The organism is Pseudomonas sp. KH_046_2 (genome assembly GCF_057838985.1).
Window position 1 is genome coordinate 992806 of sequence record NZ_CM174480.1, and the last position, 19383, is coordinate 1012188.

The 19383-nt window shown below is 60.0% G+C and carries 17 protein-coding genes and 1 pseudogene; 12 read left to right on the top strand and 6 right to left on the bottom strand.

The features are described 5' to 3' along the window. Positions 1-36: 36 nt before the first annotated feature. Positions 37-513: a PAS domain-containing protein gene (locus AC3IX1_RS04470; RefSeq protein WP_489387274.1), complete on the bottom strand. Its 477-nt coding sequence runs from the start codon at positions 511-513 to the stop codon at positions 37-39. A 102-nt stretch (positions 514-615) separates the two neighbouring features. On the opposite strand from AC3IX1_RS04470, the gene AC3IX1_RS04475 reads away from it, so the two are divergent. From AC3IX1_RS04475 to AC3IX1_RS04490, 4 genes are all read left to right on the top strand, one after another. Then, positions 616-1071: a flavodoxin gene (locus tag AC3IX1_RS04475; protein WP_489387275.1), complete on the top strand. Its 456-nt coding sequence runs from the start codon at positions 616-618 to the stop codon at positions 1069-1071. A gap of 227 nt (positions 1072-1298) precedes the next feature. Further along, on the top strand, positions 1299-2081 hold the full coding sequence (locus tag AC3IX1_RS04480) for a class II aldolase/adducin family protein (RefSeq protein WP_489387276.1): 783 nt from the start codon (positions 1299-1301) through the stop codon (positions 2079-2081). Further along, positions 2081-2983 (top strand): alpha/beta fold hydrolase, encoded by a 903-nt coding sequence (locus AC3IX1_RS04485; RefSeq protein WP_489387277.1) that lies wholly within the window; start codon positions 2081-2083, stop codon positions 2981-2983. The genes AC3IX1_RS04480 and AC3IX1_RS04485 overlap by 1 nt, the downstream gene beginning before the upstream one ends. Before the next feature lie 302 nt (positions 2984-3285). Continuing rightward, positions 3286-4197, top strand: coding sequence for an SDR family oxidoreductase (locus tag AC3IX1_RS04490; RefSeq protein ID WP_489387278.1), 912 nt, complete (start codon positions 3286-3288; stop codon positions 4195-4197). 73 nt (positions 4198-4270) lie between these two features. Here AC3IX1_RS04490 and AC3IX1_RS04495 read toward each other — a convergent pair whose 3' ends face one another. Continuing rightward, a complete protein-coding gene (locus AC3IX1_RS04495; protein WP_489387279.1) occupies positions 4271-5041 on the bottom strand; it encodes an N-acetylmuramoyl-L-alanine amidase in 771 nt (256 codons plus the stop codon). A gap of 592 nt (positions 5042-5633) precedes the next feature. Between AC3IX1_RS04495 and AC3IX1_RS04500 the strand changes: the two genes are divergently transcribed. The 3 genes from AC3IX1_RS04500 (at position 5634) to AC3IX1_RS04510 (ending at position 11507) form a co-directional block, all read left to right on the top strand. Then, on the top strand, positions 5634-7427 hold the full coding sequence (locus AC3IX1_RS04500; RefSeq protein ID WP_489387280.1) for a DUF1302 domain-containing protein: 1794 nt from the start codon (positions 5634-5636) through the stop codon (positions 7425-7427). 23 nt (positions 7428-7450) lie between these two features. Beyond that, a complete protein-coding gene (locus tag AC3IX1_RS04505; RefSeq protein WP_489387281.1) occupies positions 7451-8821 on the top strand; it encodes a DUF1329 domain-containing protein in 1371 nt (456 codons plus the stop codon). A 142-nt stretch (positions 8822-8963) separates the two neighbouring features. Then, positions 8964-11507 carry a LuxR C-terminal-related transcriptional regulator gene (locus tag AC3IX1_RS04510; RefSeq protein ID WP_489387282.1) on the top strand — a complete coding sequence of 848 codons (2544 nt, stop codon included), beginning with the start codon at positions 8964-8966 and terminating at the stop codon, positions 11505-11507. 15 nt (positions 11508-11522) lie between these two features. Here AC3IX1_RS04510 and AC3IX1_RS04515 read toward each other — a convergent pair whose 3' ends face one another. After that, entirely contained in the window at positions 11523-12320 is a 798-nt protein-coding gene (locus AC3IX1_RS04515) for an IclR family transcriptional regulator (protein WP_489387283.1), read from the bottom strand. Positions 12321-12483: 163 nt separating this feature from the next. Between AC3IX1_RS04515 and hmgA the strand changes: the two genes are divergently transcribed. From hmgA to maiA, 3 genes are read left to right on the top strand one after another with little or no spacing between them, the layout of a single operon-like run. Next, a complete protein-coding gene (gene hmgA, locus AC3IX1_RS04520) occupies positions 12484-13788 on the top strand; it encodes a homogentisate 1,2-dioxygenase (RefSeq protein ID WP_489387284.1) in 1305 nt (434 codons plus the stop codon). A gap of 3 nt (positions 13789-13791) precedes the next feature. Next, entirely contained in the window at positions 13792-15096 is a 1305-nt protein-coding gene (gene fahA, locus AC3IX1_RS04525; RefSeq protein WP_489387285.1) for a fumarylacetoacetase, read from the top strand. Between the two features lie 12 nt (positions 15097-15108). Continuing rightward, the gene (gene maiA, locus AC3IX1_RS04530) at positions 15109-15744 is read left to right on the top strand and encodes a maleylacetoacetate isomerase (RefSeq protein WP_489387286.1); all 636 of its coding nucleotides are present in this window, start codon (positions 15109-15111) and stop codon (positions 15742-15744) included. Positions 15745-15801: 57 nt separating this feature from the next. On the opposite strand, the gene AC3IX1_RS04535 is transcribed toward maiA, so the two are convergent. After that, the gene (locus AC3IX1_RS04535; RefSeq protein WP_489387287.1) at positions 15802-16605 is read right to left on the bottom strand and encodes a SirB1 family protein; all 804 of its coding nucleotides are present in this window, start codon (positions 16603-16605) and stop codon (positions 15802-15804) included. Positions 16606-16788: 183 nt separating this feature from the next. Here AC3IX1_RS04535 and AC3IX1_RS04540 point away from each other — a divergent pair, with 183 nt between their 5' ends. Continuing rightward, a complete protein-coding gene (locus AC3IX1_RS04540; RefSeq protein ID WP_489387288.1) occupies positions 16789-17811 on the top strand; it encodes a Glu/Leu/Phe/Val dehydrogenase family protein in 1023 nt (340 codons plus the stop codon). A 159-nt stretch (positions 17812-17970) separates the two neighbouring features. Here AC3IX1_RS04540 and AC3IX1_RS04545 read toward each other — a convergent pair. Then, positions 17971-18210 (bottom strand): annotated as a pseudogene (locus AC3IX1_RS04545) (YebG family protein); the annotation flags it as partial. Positions 18211-18486: 276 nt separating this feature from the next. Here AC3IX1_RS04545 and AC3IX1_RS04550 point away from each other — a divergent pair. Then, positions 18487-18987 carry a phosphate-starvation-inducible protein PsiE gene (locus AC3IX1_RS04550; RefSeq protein ID WP_008000650.1) on the top strand — a complete coding sequence of 167 codons (501 nt, stop codon included), beginning with the start codon at positions 18487-18489 and terminating at the stop codon, positions 18985-18987. On the opposite strand, the gene AC3IX1_RS04555 is transcribed toward AC3IX1_RS04550, so the two are convergent. Continuing rightward, positions 18984-19298 (bottom strand): DUF3509 domain-containing protein, encoded by a 315-nt coding sequence (locus AC3IX1_RS04555; protein ID WP_489387289.1) that lies wholly within the window; start codon positions 19296-19298, stop codon positions 18984-18986. The two genes, AC3IX1_RS04550 and AC3IX1_RS04555, sit on opposite strands and share 4 nt — an antisense overlap. Positions 19299-19383: the final 85 nt, after the last annotated feature.

Below are 19383 nucleotides of genomic sequence, written 5' to 3' on the forward strand. Positions count from 1 at the left end.
AGTTACAAAGTCATTGGTGATTGTAGTTACTGACCATTAATTCCGGGTTTCGTTTGCGCCGTTCGTCGCCTTGAGCGCGGCAAGCTCGGCCTGGAGTTCAGCCAACTGCCCCTCCAGTTGAACCACGCGCTGTTGCGTCTTGACCTGCACGGTGACGTCTTTCTGCACACCGACAAAATAGGTTTGCCCGTCGGCTGGATTTTTCACCGTTGAAAGGGACAGTTCATTCCAGAACGGAGTGCCGTCCTTGCGGTAGTTGCGCAGTACTTCCCGGCAGGATCCTTCATTGTTCAAGGCGTTGCGAATCAACGGCAGGGCTTGCTGGTCGCGGTCCCCCGACTGCAGGAAGCGGCAATCCTGATAGAGGATTTCTTCGCTGGAGTAACCCGTCAGGCGTTCGAACGCGGGGTTGACGTAAATGAGGATTTTGTCCTGATCGCCTTCCTTTTCGGCAATCACGATACCGTCGTTGGAGGCGTTGATCACCATTTGAAGCAGCTGTGCGTTAATCATCGGAGTATCCTTTCCTGATTGATTGTCAATTGCATTCTAAAAGAATAATCACGACCGTGGTGTTAATATCCCGGTCTTTTACTCGGATTCAGGATCAGATTGATGAAAGTCGCCATCATTTCCGGCTCGGTGTACGGTACGGCCGAAGAAGTTGCCCGCCACGCCGCCAGCCTGTTGAACGCCGCCGGTTTCGAAACCTGGCACAACCCGCGTGCGACCCTCGCCGATGTCCAGGCGTTTGGCCCCGAAGCCTTTCTGGCGGTGACGTCGACCACCGGCATGGGCGAGTTGCCGGACAACCTTCAACCGCTGTATTCGACCATTCGTGACCAATTGCCAGCCGTCTGGCGCGGTTTGCCAGGTGCGGTGATCGGATTGGGCGATGCGAGTTATGGCGATACTTTTTGTGGCGGCGGCGAGCAGATGCGCGAATTGTTCGGAGAACTGGGCATTCGCGAAGTACTGCCAATGCTGCGCCTGGATGCCAGTGAAAGCGTGACCCCCGAAACGGACGCCGAGCCATGGCTGGCGGACCTGATCAACGCACTGCGCGCCTGATTGTTACCCCGGCATCCATGCCAGTCAGGGTTCTGACAGTACGGTAAAAAAAACTGCCAGTCAGACCATCGCTGGGCCGTTCGTTTGACATGTATCCAGGGTGGCGGGGCGACTGACTCACAGGGTCACAAAGCTGGCTGCGAATGCAACTACACGAACCTCAAGGGGTGACTAGACTCGGTAAGCATTGGAAACAATCCATCATAAAAACACCGAGGCTCCTTGCCGTGACTGTCGCTCCCGCCCAATCGCCACACAGTGTCAAAGACCAGGTCAGTGCTGCCAAGTGGCAGACCCGCGTTGACCTGGCTGCCTGTTATCGTCTGGTTGCTCAATATGGCTGGGATGACCTGATCTTCACCCATATCTCTGCCAAGGTGCCCGGTACCGAAGATTTTCTGATCAACCCGTTCGGATTGATGTTTCACGAAATCACCGCGTCGAGCCTGGTCAAGGTGGATCAGGCTGGCAACAAGCTGATGGACAGTCTTTACGAGATCAATCCGGCGGGATACACCATCCACAGTGCCGTGCATGAAGTTCGTCACGATGTCGTCTGCGTGCTCCATACCCATACGGCCTCGGGGGTGGCGGTGTCGGCGCAGAAACAGGGCGTTTTGCCGATCAGCCAGCAATCGTTGTTCGTGCTTTCCAGCCTGGCCTACCACGCCTACGAAGGCGTGGCGCTCAACCATGAAGAGAAAGTGCGGCTACAGGCCGACCTCGGTGAAAACAATTTCCTGATGTTGCATAACCACGGTCTGCTGACCTGCGGCAGCACCATCGCCGATACGTTCCTGATGATGTTCACCTTTCAGCGTGCCTGCGACATTCAGGTCATGGCGCAAAACGGTGCTGCTGAACTGATCGCCATCGAACCGCAGATCCTGGCCGGTGCCAAGGCCATGATCGCGGGTGTCACCCGAAGTGCTCAAGGAATGGGCGGAGCGCTGGCCTGGCCGGCGCTGCTGCGCAAACTCGATAAACTGGACCCGGGTTATAAACTCTAATGACACTCGCCGAGATCCCCCTGTGTGTCTGGCGCAAGCGCAGCCAAGCGTTCGTGTTCCGTGGCCAGACCATCCGTTACTGGACAGCAGGGCAGGGTGAGCCGCTGTTGCTCATTCACGGCTTTCCCTCCGCCAGTTGGGACTGGCATTACCTGTGGCAGCCATTGGCCCAGCGCTTTCGCGTGATCGCATGCGACATGCTGGGCTTCGGCGATTCGGCCAAACCGGCGAATCACGAATACAGCCTGCTGGAGCAGGCGGATCTGCAACAGGCACTGCTTGAACACCTGAGTGTCGAGCAGCCAGTGCACCTGCTCGCCCACGATTACGGCGACAGCGTGGCCCAGGAACTGCTGGCCCGGCATTACGAATCGCGGTTGGAGCTGGCCAGTTGCGTGTTTCTCAACGGCGGGTTGTTTCCGGAAACCCACCACCCGCTACTGATGCAAAAACTCTTGCTCAGCCCTTTGGGCTGGATGATTGGCCGCGCTTTCAGTCGTGACGGCCTGGTGAGAAGCTTTCGGCAGATTTTCGGTCCGCAAACCCGTCCCAGTGAAAGCCAGATGGATGACTTCTGGAGCCTGGTCGAAAGCCAGCGCGGGCCACGGATCATGCATAAATTGATCGCCTACATCCCGGAGCGACGCGTCTGGCGCGACCGCTGGGTGAGCGCAATGCAACGCGGTGAAGTGCCGCTGCGAGTGATCGATGGCGGGGTCGATCCGGTCTCCGGCGTGCACATGGTCGAGCGGTACCGGGAGCTGATCCCGGATGCGGACACGGTGGTGTTGCCCGACATTGGCCACTACCCGCAGATCGAGGCCCCGGGCGAGGTGCTCAAGCACTACCTGGCGTTTCGCGATCAACTGCTGTTGCCGCCGCGCAAAGTGGCGTGTTCCTGAACCTTAAAGTGTACTGTTGTGGCGAGGGGGCTTGTCGGAACGCCGCACCGCCCCGTTCGGCTGCGAAGCAGTCGTAAACCTGCTAAACGCGTTATACCTGAATCACTGCGCTGTATGGTTTGGGGCCGCTACGCAGCCCAACGGGGGCAAGCCCCCTCGCCACAGGGTTTCGTGTCCATTTTCTCCATCAATCATCCCCCAGCCTTATTGCCCACCATTCAGCCTCCCCCGTGTTCATTGTGACCCGCAGCGCCGTGCCTGAAACTCGGACGCACTGTCCCTTGGCCTGCTGGAGTCCCCCCATGAATGAGCCTGTGCGCTTCGAAGATAAAGTCGTGATCATCACCGGAGCCGGTGGTGGCCTGGGACGGGCGCATGCACTGCTGTTCGCCAAACAGGGCGCCAGGGTGCTGGTCAACGATCTTGGCGGCTCGGCCCAGGGCGAAGGCACCAACACCTCGGCCGCCGACCGCGTGGTCGCGGAAATACGCGAGGCTGGCGGCATCGCTGAAGCCAACCACGACTCGGTCACGGATGGAGACAAACTGGTCCAGCACGCCCTGGACGTCTTCGGTCGCGTCGACGTGGTGGTCAACAACGCCGGGATCCTGCGTGACAAGACCTTCCACAAAATGGACGACGCCGACTGGGACCTGGTTTACCGCGTCCACGTCGAAGGTGCCTACAAAGTCACCCGCGCCGCCTGGCCGCACATGCGCGAGCAAAACTACGGCCGGGTGATTTTCACCGCGTCGACTTCGGGCATCTATGGCAACTTCGGCCAGTCCAACTACGGCATGGCCAAGCTCGGTCTCTACGGCCTGACCCGCACCCTGGCCATCGAAGGCCGCAAGAACAACATCCTGGTCAACGCCATCGCCCCCACCGGTGGCACGCGCATGACCGAAGGCCTGATCCCGCCGCAAGTCTTCGAACAGCTCAAGCCGGAACTGGTCAGCCCGCTGGTGGTGTACCTGGCCAGCGAGAGTTGCCAGGAAACTTCCGGCCTGTTCGAAGTTGGCGGCGGCTGGATGGGCAAGGTCCGCTGGGAGCGCAGCCTCGGCATCGGCTTCGATCCACGGGCCGGTTTCTCCCCGGAAGACGTGGCGGCGCACTGGCAGCAGATTTGCGACTTCGAAGGTGCTGCGCATCCGAAGGACAACATCGAAGCATTGAAGGAAATGATGGGGAACTTGCAGAGATATACGCTCTGATACCGTCGGCAACGCCACATTGATTGACCTTGCCGGTTGTTGCATTTGTCGGCTGGGAGCCGTTTGTTACCGATCAGCCAGGAAAGTATTTGACTACCAGTGCCTTCAGGTTGGCGGCTGTTTGCACGTCCATTTTTCCGTCGAAGTTTTCCGGGCGAAAATGCATCTGGAATGCTCGCACCAACTGTTGAAAACCGCCTTCCGTTGACGCGCCCGAAACTTCGTATCCATAGGTTTTGAACAGCTCCAGCAATTCGCCTCGGGCTGGAACGCCTGAAGCGTTGTATTGGCGCAGATACTTGTCCCGAGTAGTTACATCGAACCAGGCGCCGACGCCTTTCAAGTAAAGCTCCCGCCAGGGAAACATCGGTCCCGGGTCACTTTTGCGACCAATCGCAATATCGGAGTGGCCCAGAACCTGGGTCGGCGTGATATCCGGATAGCGCTTGAGGATGTTCAGCGCCAGTTGTTCAATCGCAGCAATCTGCTCGGGGTGATACGGCGGAAAAGTGAATTTGCCTTTGTTGTCGGTCGCCAGGTTGACGACCTCAATGCCGATGGACGTGTCGTTCAGATTGCCGCGGCTACCCCACTGACTGACACCCGCGTGCCACGCGCGATGGGCTTCATCCACCAGGCTGAACACTTCCTGCCCGGTATAGCCGGCTTTCAGGTAGCTGGGGTCCGTGATATCTGGAACCAGATAGTGCGCGCTGACATTCGGGCCGGTCAGGGCACTGGCAGAGCTCGCAAAGTCAGCGGCCGTGTAGTGAAGAATCAGAAAGCGTATTCGACTGTTGAAGCTTCGGGTTGAGCGATAATGGTTGTACTTGATGGGTTTCATGGTTGCACTCGCAATAAGTAAGTTTGAAGTCGGACGAAGATAAAAGTCGTTCGCCGACGTGCTGTTCAACTTAATGACTCGAGTGCTTTTGGTGTTTACCTATGCTTGTAGGCGCTTTCTGAAAGAAATGTAGGTATGCGAAAGTTTGCCTGTATGGTCAGGGGTTACCGATTGGCAGTCGTTATTCATCAAAAACCATCGCCCATAAAAAAGGCCGCTGCAAACGCAGCGGCCAAAGTAAGACGTTGGATCAGGAGCTACAAATCAACGTCAGTGAACACAGGGTGACGAACCGAATCCTCGATTCATCTGAAATCTTTCAGTCACGGCGCAGGCCGGTACAGGGTGCCGGCGGTGGTTTACTGTGATAGCGAGGTAAGAATAAGCCCTCGGCGCTGTAGGAAAAATACCAATTCCCGACATGCACTGTTGCAGCCCCGGCAACAGTCAGGATTCGGGTGCTCGTCGTCTGGGTGATGACCCTGTGCCAGTCATCCTTTAGAGGTACGCCACGAATACCTCCTTGGTGCGCTTATCGACCCCGTTGCCCGGCAGTAGGGTGAGGTCTTCTGTCACTCACCGGGGAAGACGCATGACAAAAACAACAATGCGCGCCATCTTCACACCGCAGGCGCTGGCGGCTGCGGTCACATTGGGCTGCTGTGCCCAGGCTCAGGCCGTTTCGTTCAACATCGGGGAAATCGAGGGGACGTTCGACTCCTCGTTGTCGGTCGGCGCGAGCTGGGGCATGCGTGATGCCGATGACGCCCTGGTGGGTACCGTCAACGGCGGTTCCGGCCAGTCTTCGACCGGTGACGACGGGCGCCTGAATTTCAAGAAAAGCGAAACGTTTTCGAAGATCTTCAAGGGTATTCACGACCTCGAACTGAAGTACGGCGACACCGGTGTGTTTGTGCGTGGCAAGTACTGGTACGACTTTGAACTGAAGGATGAAAGCCGCCCATTCAAGGACATCAGCGATCACAATCGCAAAGAAGGCGCCAAGTCTTCCGGCGGACAAATCCTCGACGCTTTCGTCTATCACAACTACTCACTCGCCGATTTGCCGGGCACGGTCCGCGCTGGCAAGCAGGTGGTCAGTTGGGGCGAGAGTACCTTCATCGGCAACTCGATCAACAGCATCAATCCGGTCGACGTCTCCGCGTTCCGTCGTCCTGGCGCCGAGATCAAGGAAGGCCTGATCCCGGTCAACATGCTGTTCGCTTCCCAGGGCCTGACGGAGAAGTTGACCGTGGAAGGCTTCTATCAGCTGGAATGGGACCAGACGGTCGTCGATAACTGCGGCACTTTCTTTGGTGTCGATGTGGTGGCGGACGGCTGCAACAAGGGCTACACCGTCGCCAGCCCGGCCATTGCACCGTTGCAGCCGATTGCAGCTGCCTTTGGCCAGGGCTTCGAGGTCAGCAAGGAGGGCGTGATCGTTCCCCGTGGCGGCGACCGCGATGCCCGGGATTCCGGGCAGTGGGGTACGGCGTTGCGCTGGCTGGGGGACGACACCGAGTACGGCCTGTACTTCATGAACTACCACAGCCGTTCGCCGAATGTCGGGACCACCACCGCCGGGCTCAGTACGCTGGCAAGCATTCCGGGAATCGTTGCCGCCGCCAACCGCATCGCCCCCGGCAGCGGTTCGGGCCTGGCCCAAAGCGTGATGCTCGGTCGCGGCCAGTATTACCTCGAATACCCGGAGGACATCCGCCTCTACGGCGCGAGCTTCTCCACCACCTTATCCACCGGCACCGCGTGGAGCGGTGAAATCAGCTACCGCCCCAACCTGCCGGTGCAGGTCAATACCAATGACCTGACCCTGGCAATGCTCAATCCGATTGCAGGCGGTGCGGCATCGCCCATCGCCACGTCCCCCGGTGCGGACAACACGGGTTATCGCCGCAAGGAAGTGACGCAGATCCAGAGCACCCTGACGCACTTCATCGATCAGGTCGCAGGTGCGGATCGCCTGACCCTGGTGGGCGAGGCAGCGGTGGTTCGGGTCGGTGGTCTGGAGCCGCGTACCAAACTGCGCTACGGCCGCGACTCGGTGTATGGCCAGTATGGTTTCGGCGGCGATACCGGCGGCTTCGTGACCTCGACTTCATGGGGTTATCGCGGCCGGGCCATCCTCGACTACAACAACCTTATCGCCGGGATCAACTTCAGACCCAACCTCTCGTGGTCCCACGACGTCTCCGGCTATGGCCCCAACGGTCTGTTCAACGAAGGCGCCAAGGCCATCAGCCTCGGTGTCGATGCGGACTATCGCAACACCTACACCGCGAGCCTCAGTTACACCGACTTTTTCGGCGGCGACTACAACGTCCTCACCGACCGTGACTTCGTGGCGTTGAGCTTTGGTGCGAACTTCTGATCTGGCTGAAAAGGATGAATTCAATGCGCAAGATGATTCTGCAATTGGGCACCGTTCTGGCCCTGAGTCTGCTGGCGGCCAACGTGATGGCCGCGGTGTCGCCGGAAGAAGCCGGCAAGCTCGGCACCAGCCTTACACCGCTCGGTGCCGAGAAGGCCGGCAACGCCGATGGCTCGATTCCGGCCTGGACCGGCGGCATCCCGAAAAACGCCGGGGCGGTGGACAGTAAAGGTTTCCTGGCCGACCCGTTCGCCAACGAAAAGCCGTTGTTCGTGATCACCGCGGCGAACGTCGACAAGTACAAGGACAAGCTCTCCGACGGCCAGATCGCGATGTTCAAGCGCTACCCCGAGACCTACAAGATTCCGGTCTACCCGAGCCATCGCACCGTGGCGTTACCGGCAGAAATCTATGAGTCGGCCAAACGCAGCGCACTGAACGTAACACCGATCAACGACGGTAACGGTCTGGCCAACTTCACCGGCAATCGCTACTACGCATTCCCGATTCCGAAGAATGGCGTGGAAGTGATCTGGAACCACGTCACTCGTTACCACGGTGGTAATCTGCGCCGCACCATCACCCAGGCGACACCGCAGTCCAATGGCGACTTCACCGTGATCCGCTTCAAGGACGAGGTCGCCGTGCCTTCGTTGCTCGGCGATCTGAAACCGGGCAGCGACGAAAACGTCCTCAACTACTTCAAGCAGGAAGTGACCGCCCCGGCCCGACTGGCGGGCAACGTGTTGCTGGTTCACGAGACCCTCGACCAGGTCAAGGAATCGCGCAAGGCCTGGATCTACAACGCTGGCCAGCGTCGGGTACGACGTGCGCCACAGGTCGCTTATGACGGCGTTGGCACCTCGTCCGACGGCCTGCGTACCACCGACAACTTCGACATGTTTTCCGGCGCGCCGGATCGCTACGACTGGAAACTGATCGGCAAGAAGGAGATGTACATCCCTTACAACAGCTACAAGCTCGATTCGCCCGACCTCAAGTACACCGATGTGATCAAGGCCGGGCACATCAACCAGGACCTGACCCGCTATGAGTTGCACCGGGTCTGGGAAGTCGTTGCCACGGTCAAGCCGAACGAGCGTCATGTGTACGCCAAACGCCACATGTACATCGATGAAGACAGCTGGCAAGTGGCGCTGGCCGACCACTACGACGGGCGCGGACAGCTCTGGCGCGTCGCCGAAGGGCATGCCCAGTTCTATTACGATCACCAGGTGCCGGCCTACACCGTCGAAGCACTGTATGACCTGATTGCCGGTCGCTATATCGCCTTGGGGATGAAGAACGAAGAGAAGCGCAGCTTCGAATTCAACATCAATGCAAAAGCAGGGGACTACACGCCGGCAGCCTTGCGTAGTACTGGGGTTCGGTAGGTTTCCTACAGGCTCCTACACAAAAGGGTGACTTTGCGGTCATCTTTTTTATAGCGGTCGATCAGTGTGTTGAATACTTCTTCAACAAGCGCTCGGGAGGGGGCTAGGGTGGCGCCAGAATTATAAAAAAGGCGCACCACAAATGACTGCAATGACGCACTGTCTGGACCGCCCTGGCTTCCTGCCCCGACTGTCGTCCCATCATCTGTCCCGCGAGCGACTGATCGAGCCCATGCTGGTCTCGACCGCGCGGGTGAAATTGCTTTGCGCACCGGCCGGTAGTGGCAAGAGCGCATTGCTCACCGAATGCCTTCTGCGGGCACCGGAGCACGCCCGGGTCTGTTGGCTGCCGCTGGCGGGGGCGTCGTTGAGCGCAGCCGATTTTCTGTTGCGCCTGACGCAAGCGCTGGGTCTACCCTCGACGGATGAGCCCGGGTTACTGGCGCATCTGGCGCGATTGCAGGCGCCGACCTGGCTGTTTCTCGACGATTTCTGCCGCGCACCCAACCCGGAACTCGACCGGATGCTTGATCGTCTGTTGGCCGTTGCCAGCCCGGCGCTGACCTGGTGGCTGGGTTCCCGTCGTCGTCCATCCTGCAACTGGCCGCGGTTGCTGCTGGATGATGAGTTGTACGAATGCGAAGGCCGGGCGCTGGCGTTTACCGAGGCCGAGGTCAGGCAGTTGCTTGGCCATGTCGAGCCGACCCTGGCTGCACAAACTGCCAAAAGGGTTGTCGCGCGCAGCGGTGGCTGGTGCGCTGGCGTGCGGATCGCGTTACTCAATGGTTGTCCGTGGTCAGGTGAGCAGGGGCGTTCGGCGACATTGCTCGATTATCTGCAGCATGAGTTGTTCAACACCTTGCCGTCGGAGTTGGTTGAAGTCTGGAAGGTGTTGGTTCATCTGCCCCGCTTCAACGCCAGCTTGTGCGAGCATCTTTTTGGTACGGGTGAGGGCGCGCAGTGGCTGCACGCGTTGCAGGACATGGGGTGCTTCATTGAACCCTGGGAGGATTCGGTCGAGTGGTTGCGGATCTTCGAGCCACTGGCCCGGGAGATGCGAGAAGAGCCGACACCGGCCGGACGATCCTGGCATCGCCGCGCGTGCCAATGGTTCAGCGCCGAAGAAGACTGGCAGGGCGCTTTCGAGCAGGCGTTGCTGGCGCAAGAGCACGAGGTCGCGGTCAGCCTGTTGCAACACTTCAGTTTTGAGCATCTGTTCAAGCGTCAGAACGTCAGCTGGTTACTCAAACTGCACGAGCAGTTGGGTGAACAGTTGACCCTGGGCACACCGCAACGGGTGGGGTTGATCGCCGCGGCGTTGCTGTTTGCCGGGCGTTTCGAGCAGGCGGCTGCCTGCATTGGGCAACTGTCCCGATTTGCCCCGCAACCGACGGCATCCTTGCAACGGCAACTGCTGGCGCGTTGGCAGGCGCAACAGGGTTGGTTGCTGCATTTGCAGGGACGCCTGCCGGCGGCACGGGCGCATTTTATCGAGGCGCTGGACGAACTGGAGGCGGAGGCGTGGCCCGCACGGTTGCTGTGTCTGTCCGGGTTGACCCAGCAAGCGCTGCTCAACGCCGACCTTGATGCCGCCCAGGCCTTCAATCGTGACGCCCTGTGCCTGGCGCGGGCACAAGGCTCGTTGCTGTTTGAAGGCTTGCTCGAACTCGATCATGCGCAGTTGCTGGAGCAGCGTGGTGCACCACGGCGAGCCGGGCAGTTGCTGGCCGACATCCATGAAATGCTCGGACGGCAAGCTGATCGACCGACGCCGCTGCTGGGACGAATCGCCCTTCGGCGTGGTCGGTTGGCCCTGTGCCAGGGTCAGGATGAATTGGCCGGCGAATGTTTCCAGGCGGGCCTTGATGACTGCCTGCACAGTCAGGACAAGCACGTGTTGTACGGATTTTTGGGGCAGGCGCAACTGGCGGCCAATCAACGCGACTACGCCCATGCGTTTGATCGTCTGCGCGAGGCCGAACGGTTGATGCAGCAACGGCAGATCCCCGACACGGTGTATCGCGGGGTACTGCTGCAAATCAGCAGTCATTTCTGGTTGCAACAAGGGCGCCTGGAGTTGGCGCGGGAGGCGCTGACCCGGGTCTTGCGTCATTACCGCGGGGCCCACGCGCGCCAGGCACCGCCGGCCACCTTGCAGCTGATTGCGCGAATCGAATACCAGTTGGTATTGGCCGAAACCCAACTGCAACTGGTGCAACGTCCATTGGATCGACTCAGGGCGTTACTCGAGCACGCGCAACAACACGCCATGCTGGCGCTGGAAACGGAGCTGCAATTGGTCATCTGCGAAGTGGCGGACCTGACGGGGGAGTCGGACATGGCCCACGCAGCACTGGAGGCCGGTCTGGTGTTGGTCAAGCGTTGTCAGGGGCAACAGGCATTGTGTGATTTGAACTTGCGCCAGCCAAGCCTGATCTGCCGTTTACAAGGCGAGGAGACGGTGACCGCGCTGGCCCTGGATGCCAGCCTGCTGAGCAGTCGGGAACTGGAAGTGCTCGGCCTGATTGCCCAGGGTAATTCCAACCAGCAAATTGCCGAGCAGTTGTTCATTTCGTTGCATACGGTGAAAACCCATGCCCGTAGAATCCATAGCAAATTGGGGGTTGAACGTCGCACGCAAGCGGTGGCGATGGGCAAGAAGTTGGGCCTGATCCTGCCTGCCTGATCATCGCCGCTGCGTTCAGGTTGTCGATGAGTCGGGTTCAAAGCCCATGCGCCAGCTCACGGCACGGGTGGCGGCTAACAAACGCTGCGCCGCCGGACCGTTTTCATCAGCATGAAACAGCGAAGTCGGCCCGACCACGGTCAGTACCGCCGCTATTTTGCCCATCGCATTGAACACCGGTGCCGACAAGGCATCCACTCCGGGCATCAACAATCCATGCACATGGTGCAGGCCCCGATGGCGGATCTGTTCGCAAATCGTCGTGTACGCGTGCTGGTCGGCCAAGGCGTGGGCGGTGCTGTTGTGCAATTCCTGATCGCGCAGGTCCACGGTTTCACGCGCAGGCAGGTAAGCGCCGAAGACCAGCCCGGTAGAGGAACTGAGCAACGGCAACACCGAACCCAGTTGTGTCACCACCGTCACCGCACGCACTGCCGGTTCGATATGCACCACGGTCGCGCCCTGATTGCCCCACACCGCCAGAAAACAGGTTTCGTTCAAGTCATCGCGCAGTTCAGCCAGGGGCAGGGCGGCGACTTTCAGCACGTCCATACTGTTGAGTGCCGCCAAACCTACGCGCAAGGCTTCGCGGCCCAGGCCGTAATGGTTGGTGGCGGCGTTCTGTTCGGCGAATCCGCTGGCGATCAGGGCCTGCAAATAGCGGTGAACCTTGCTCGCCGGCATCTGCACATGTTCGGCCAGGCGCGACAGCGAAGTCGAAGGCGACAACTCGGCCAGAGCCTTGAGGATGTCGGTGCCAACCTCGGCCGAGCGGACTTTCTGTTTACCGTTGTTGTCGCTGGTTTTTTCCATGGTGGCTGGGATCCCGGGACGAATGGGCGTCTTTATAGCTTGACGGTCAATACCAATCAAATTACGTTATGCGTAATCAAATTACGATAAAAATAACCCAGGCGTGCCTCGACCTCTGCAACAGAGCGAGCGGCCACTGCCGACTCCCTGTTCAGGAGGCTCCATGAACCCCGATTCAACGACGCCAGCGCTGGCCTACCTGTCAGGCTTTGGCAACGAATTCAGCAGCGAAGCGTTGCCCGGCGCACTGCCTGTCGGCCAGAACTCCCCGCAAAAAGCCCCGTACGGCCTTTACACCGAACTGTTCTCCGGCACGGCGTTCACCATGGCGCGCAGCGAAGCGCGGCGGACCTGGATGTACCGCATTCAGCCGTCGGCCAATCATCCGGCATTCGTCAAACTGGACCGGCAACTGGCCGGCGGCCCGCTGGGTGAGGTGACCCCCAACCGCCTGCGCTGGAACCCGCTGGACATTCCCGCCGAGCCGACCGATTTCATCGACGGCCTGGTGAGCATGGCCGCCAACTCGGGCGCAGAAAAACCGGCCGGGATCAGCATCTACAACTACCGCGCCAACCGTTCCATGGAGCGCGTGTTCTTCAATGCTGACGGCGAAATGTTGCTGGTGCCTGAACGGGGGCGCCTGCGCATTGCCACCGAACTGGGCGTGCTTGAACTCGAACCCCTGGAAATTGCCGTACTGCCACGCGGCCTTAAATTCCGCATTGAACTGCTCGACCCGCAAGCCCGCGGATATGTCGCCGAAAACCATGGCGCGCCGCTGCGTCTGCCGGACCTGGGGCCGATTGGCAGCAATGGCCTGGCCAATCCGCGGGACTTCCTGACTCCGGTGGCGGCCTACGAGAACCTGCAACTACCCACCACGCTGGTGCAGAAGTTCCTCGGCCAGTTGTGGGCCTGCGAGCTCAATCATTCGCCGCTCAACGTGGTCGCCTGGCACGGTAACAATGTGCCGTACAAATATGACCTGCGCCGATTCAACACTATCGGCACCGTCAGTTTCGATCACCCCGATCCGTCGATCTTCACCGTGCTGACCTCGCCGACCAGCGTTCATGGCCTGGCCAACCTCGACTTCGTGATCTTCCCGCCGCGCTGGATGGTGGCCGAGAAAACCTTCCGTCCACCGTGGTTCCATCGCAACCTGATGAACGAATTCATGGGCTTGATCCAGGGCGAATACGACGCCAAGGCCGAAGGCTTTGTGCCCGGCGGTGCTTCGTTGCACAGCTGCATGAGCGCCCACGGTCCCGACGGTGAGACTTGCACCAAAGCGATCAACGCCGACCTCAAGCCGGCGAAAATCGACAACACCATGGCGTTCATGTTCGAGACCAGCCAGGTGTTGCGCCCAAGCCGTTTCGCCCTCGATTGCCCGCAACTGCAAAACACTTACGACGCCTGCTGGGCTACGCTGCCCGCCACTTTCGACCCGACCCGGAGATAACCCATGACGCAGACTTCCATCACTCGCAGCTGGGTTGCATCCGCCAACGGCCACGCGGATTTCCCCCTGCAAAACCTGCCGCTGGGCGTGTTCAGCGTCAATGGCTCGGCACCGCGCAGTGGCGTGGCCATTGGCGAGCATATCTTTGATCTGCAAGCAGCCCTTGAGGCCGGATTGTTCGATGGCGCCGCGAAGGCTGCCGTCGAGGCCACTCGTGGCGGCCAGCTGAATGCGTTCTTCGAACTGGGCCGCGAGGCTCGCGTCGCGTTGCGCGAGCGTCTGCTGGAGCTGTTCGCCGAGGGCAGCACCCTGCACGGCAAGATCGAAGCCCAGGGTGCAAAACTGCTGCCGCTGGCGGCGGATTGCCAGATGCACCTGCCGGCGAAAATCAACGATTACACCGACTTCTACGTCGGCATCGAGCACGCGCAGAACGTCGGCAAACTGTTCCGTCCCGACAACCCGTTGCTGCCGAACTACAAGTACGTGCCAATCGGCTACCACGGTCGTGCATCGACCATTCGCCCGTCCGGTACCGACGTACGTCGCCCGAAAGGCCAGACATTGCCGGCCGGTCAAACCGAGCCGACCTTCGGTCCTTGCGCGCGCCTGGACTACGAACTGGAACTGGGCATCTGGATCGGCCAGGGCAACGACATGGGCGACTCGATTGCCATTGGCGACGCCGCTGATCACATTGCCGGTTTCTGCCTGCTCAACGACTGGTCGGCACGGGACATCCAGGCCTGGGAATACCAGCCGCTGGGGCCGTTCCTGTCGAAAAGCTTCATCACCAGCATCTCGCCGTGGATTGTCACCGCCGAAGCGCTGGAGCCGTTCCGTCGTGCCCAGCCTGCGCGTCCTCAAGGCGATCCGCAGCCGCTGCCGTACCTGCTCGACAAGCGCGACCAGGCCGCTGGCGCATTCGACATCGAACTGGAAGTGTTGCTGCTCACCGAGGCCATGCGCGAACAGAACCTGCCAGCCCACCGCCTGACCCTGAGCAACACCGGGCACATGTACTGGACCGTGGCACAAATGGTCGCGCACCACAGCGTCAACGGTTGCCAATTGCAGGCCGGTGACTTGTTCGGCTCGGGCACGTTGTCGGGGCCGCAGAACGGTCAGTTCGGCAGCCTGCTGGAAATCACCGAAGGCGGTAAAAAGCCGATCGAACTGGCCTCGGGCGAGGTGCGTAAATTCCTTGAGGACGGTGACGAAATCATCCTGCGCGGCCGTTGCCGCCGCGACGGTTTTGCTTCCATCGGTTTCGGCGAATGCCGCGGCAAAGTTCTGCCGGCGCACTAACAGGAGCGGGGCATGGAACTCTATACCTACTACCGTTCGACGTCCTCGTACCGGGTGCGTATCGCGTTGGCGCTCAAGGGCCTGGATTATCAAGCCTTGCCAGTCAACCTGATCGCACCGCAGGGCGGCGAGCATCGTCAGCCGCCTTATCTGGGCATCAACCCGCAGGGCCGCGTGCCCGCCTTGCGCACCGATGAAGGCCAATTGCTGATCCAGTCTCCCGCGATCATCGAGTACCTGGAGGAACGTTATCCACAGGTGCCGCTGCTATCCGGGGACCTGGCTGCCCGTGCTCACGAGCGCGGCGTGGCAGCAGTGATCGGCTGTGATGTGCACCCGCTGCATAACGTCAGCGTGCTCAATCGGCTGCGCCAGTCGGGCCACGACGAACCGCAGGTGGTGGAGTGGATCGGTTACTGGATTGGCCAAGGGTTGGCTACGATAGAGCAGTTGATCGGTGATGACGGATACTGCTTCGGCCCTGAGCCTGGGCTGGCGGACGTCTACTTGATCCCGCAGCTGTACGCGGCCGAGCGTTTCAATGTTTCTCTTGAGGCTTATCCGCGAATCCGGCGAGTGGCGGCATTGGCGGCGACGCACCCGGCGTTCATCAAGGCGCATCCGGTGAATCAGCCAGATACGCCATAACGATTCACACCGTCCCAATGTGGGAGCGAGCAGGCTCGTTCCCACAATGATTTGTGATCAGTGAACGATGGAATTGGGCGGCAGATGCCCCAGCCGTTCCGTCAGGCGAATTCGCTGGATCGGATCGTCGCTGAGCAGTAGCGCATGCTCAAGGTCGAATCGCTCGGCGTTCGGGCAATCCAGCCGCTGGTACAGGCTGGCCCGGGCCAGATAGTCTGAGGCACTGGCGTTGCCCAGTTCCAGGACGCGATCGGCGTCGATCAAGGCATTGATGACGTCGTCGTGGGACAGGTACAACTGGCGCAGGTTGCGCGACAGCCGTTGCAGCATCTGCACCGGTTCGGCGGTTGTCAGGTGCTCGGCGTTGAGCTTCATGTTCGGGCCGTACTGGCGCTGCAACAACTCCCGACAATCGTTCGGATATAGGCGACGGCCGCCGCAGGGATCGAGTAAATGATCGGCGCCCGGCACCCGCAGCAGGAAATGCCCTGGGAAGTTGACCCCGACCATGGGAATCTCCAGGCCTCTGGCCAACTCCAGCGCAATCAGCCCCAGCGTCAAGGGTTGCCCTCGTCGGCGCTCCAGTACCTTGTCGAGCAGTGCCACTTGCGGGCGCAAGGGTGTGAAGTCGTCCTGGGCGAAACCAAGGTCATTCATGCGCCGCAGCAGCGGCTGGGCCAGTTCACTGACCGGCAGCATCGGCAAGCCGCCGCTGACCCGTTGTTGCAACTCCTGGAAATCGGCCAGCAGTGCTTGCGGCTGCACCTCGCTGTCGTGCTCGGCCGCAATCCACAGTGCCGCCTCGAACAGCGCGGGCGGTGAACGTTGCAGGCAGGCGAAGAACGATTGGCGCGGGGTCATCAAAATCTCCGGGCAATGCCTCGTTTTAGCCCCCTCTCCGGCATTCGTCCAGTGCCGCACAAGGGGCAATACAGGTTATTTCCGAAAGCTTGCTTTGTGGCCGCGCTTATTCCTGTGCGCTTCTGCAATTTTTGGGCGCAAGCCTATACTGGCGACTACAAGAAGTGATTCGGGAGCCTTACGATGTTCGCTCTCATGCAAAGCACTCGCCTTGAATCGCTGCATCTGAGCGTTGACTCGGTCACCGGGTTGAAGGCGGTCATTGCCATTCATAACAGCCGGCTGGGGCCTGCCCTGGGTGGTTGTCGTTACCTTGCCTACCCCAGCGACGAATCAGCGGTCGAAGATGCTGTGCGCCTGGCCCAGGGCATGAGCTACAAGGCTGCGCTGGCCGGCCTGGCCCAGGGCGGCGGCGTGGCGGTGATCGTGCGCCCGGCCCATGTGGAAAACCGCGCGGCGCTGTTCGAAGCCTTCGGGCGCTGCATTGAACAGCTCGAAGGCCGCTACATCACCGCCATCGACAGTGGCACCTCTGTGGCGGACATGGATTGCATCGCCCAGCAGACCCAGCACGTCACCAGCACCACTTCAGCAGGTGACCCTGCGCCCCACGCGGCGATGGGGGTGTTCACCGGCATCCGCAGCACCGCCATGGCCCGGCTCGGCAGCGACAACCTCGAAGGCCTTCGCGTGGCCATCCAGGGCCTGGGCAATGTCGGGTATGCATTGGCCGAACAGCTGCATGCCGCCGGTGCCGAACTGCTGGTCAGCGACATCGATCACGGCAAGGTGCAACTGGCCATGGAGCAACTCGGCGCGCACCCGATTGCCAATGAAGCGCTGCTCAGCACACCTTGCGACATCCTCGCGCCTTGCGGGCTGGGCGGTGTACTCAACAGCCATACCGTGTCGCAATTGCGCTGCTCGGCGGTGGCCGGCTCGGCGAACAATCAGCTGACACATCTGGATGTTGCCGACCAACTGGAACGTCGCGGCATCCTGTACGCACCGGATTACGTGATCAACGCCGGCGGGCTGATTTACGTGTCGCTCAAGCACCGCGGCGAAGAACTCTCGACCATCACCGCGCACCTGTCGAAAATCAGTTCGCGCCTGACTGAAGTGTTCGCCCACGCCCAGGCGGAAAAACGCTCCCCCGCACGAGTGGCCGATGAGTTGGCGGAGAAAGTGTTGTACCGGCCATGAAAAAGGCCCTGGGTCATTCGACTCAGGGCCTGTTCAAATTGACTTTGCTTACTTGGCGGCTTTGGGGGCCTTGGCAGGCTTGGCCGGGGTAATCGGCTCAGCGGCTTCAGCGACCTCGGCCGCTGCAACAGGTTGTGCGACTTCAACCGGTGCGCTGAGCAGTTCGGACAGAGCGTCCGGCTGGCTCTTGAACGCTTTGGCGAACACATCGCGATTCTTCGCCATGTAAATTCCGGCTTCTTCCACTTGCTGCTCAGTCAGGGACGGAACGGCTTTTTGCAACACTTCAGCCAGCAATTCGGCCAGTTCGAGCATTTTGTCATGACGGTCAGCTTCGGCTTTATCCATGAACAAGCGCTCCAGATCTCGGCTGCTGCGGTATACCACTTCGACGGCCATTCACCACCTCACATGCCTTCACATTGGTTGTCGATTTCGACTACTGTATCTATATACAGCTAAAGGATAAGCGAAACCCTGTCTTTTGGGTAGTGGCTTTTTAATGTAGACCGGATTCGGGATTTGTCAGGCGAGGCGTTGCACAGGTGCGACCAAACGCCACGGCGCGCAATCTCGAGTGGCTCGCCATCATGGGCTGGCCTTTTTTCTGCATACAGAAAAACCGTCACGTCCAACCCGCATCATCCGGTCGAACCGACCTAAGGAAGCAGCATCGTGAAAATCAACTGGGCCGAAAAACTGCGGCAGAACGTGCATGAACTGGCCGAGTCCCTGGGCAATCTGTTCGTCGAGACCTTTCACTACCTGGCGCTGTTCGCCATTGGTGCGGTGACCGCGTGGGCGGCGGTGATGGAATTTCTCGGGATGATCGAAGAAGGGCACATCAAGATCGATGACATCTTGCTGCTGTTCATCTACCTGGAACTGGGGGCGATGGTCGGGATTTACTTCAAGACCAACCACATGCCCGTGCGCTTCCTGATCTACGTGGCGATCACCGCGCTGACGCGGCTGCTGATTTCCAACGTTTCGCACCACAACCCGCCGGACCTGGGGATCATCTACCTGTGCGGCGGGATCCTGCTGTTGGCGTTTGCGATTCTGGTGGTGCGTTACGCTTCGTCGCAATTTCCTTCGGTGAAGATCGAGAACCCACACCGCAAAACAGGTGCGGGCTCCAGTGAACATCCGGAAGTAGAAAAGGGCGAGCTTTAAAGCCCCATGGCGGGTCGGGGACGGCCATTGGCTGGTGGCGGCAGGCTGTGCATGCCGCCATCGGTCATGGATTCGAGGATGGCCACGGCGCTGTGGCCCTGCTCGATGGCAATGCCGAACTGAATGCTCTGCACCAGTCGTTTCAGGCGCTCGGGGTCATTGCGTTGTTCGGCGCTGATCATGCGCTTTGCGACTACGCGCCCATTGTTGGACAGGGTCAGCATGATGCTGCCATCCAGGCCCTGAATGCTCAGGTTGATCTGGTAATCCGCTGCAAAGGCATCGGTAATGAGCTGGAAAGGGTTGTCCATGATGCGTCACCGCCTGATTGAACGTGCAGTTGTTGACCGGCCGTGATCGGGTTGGTTCGCAATGCCTGACCACCGGCCATCTCGC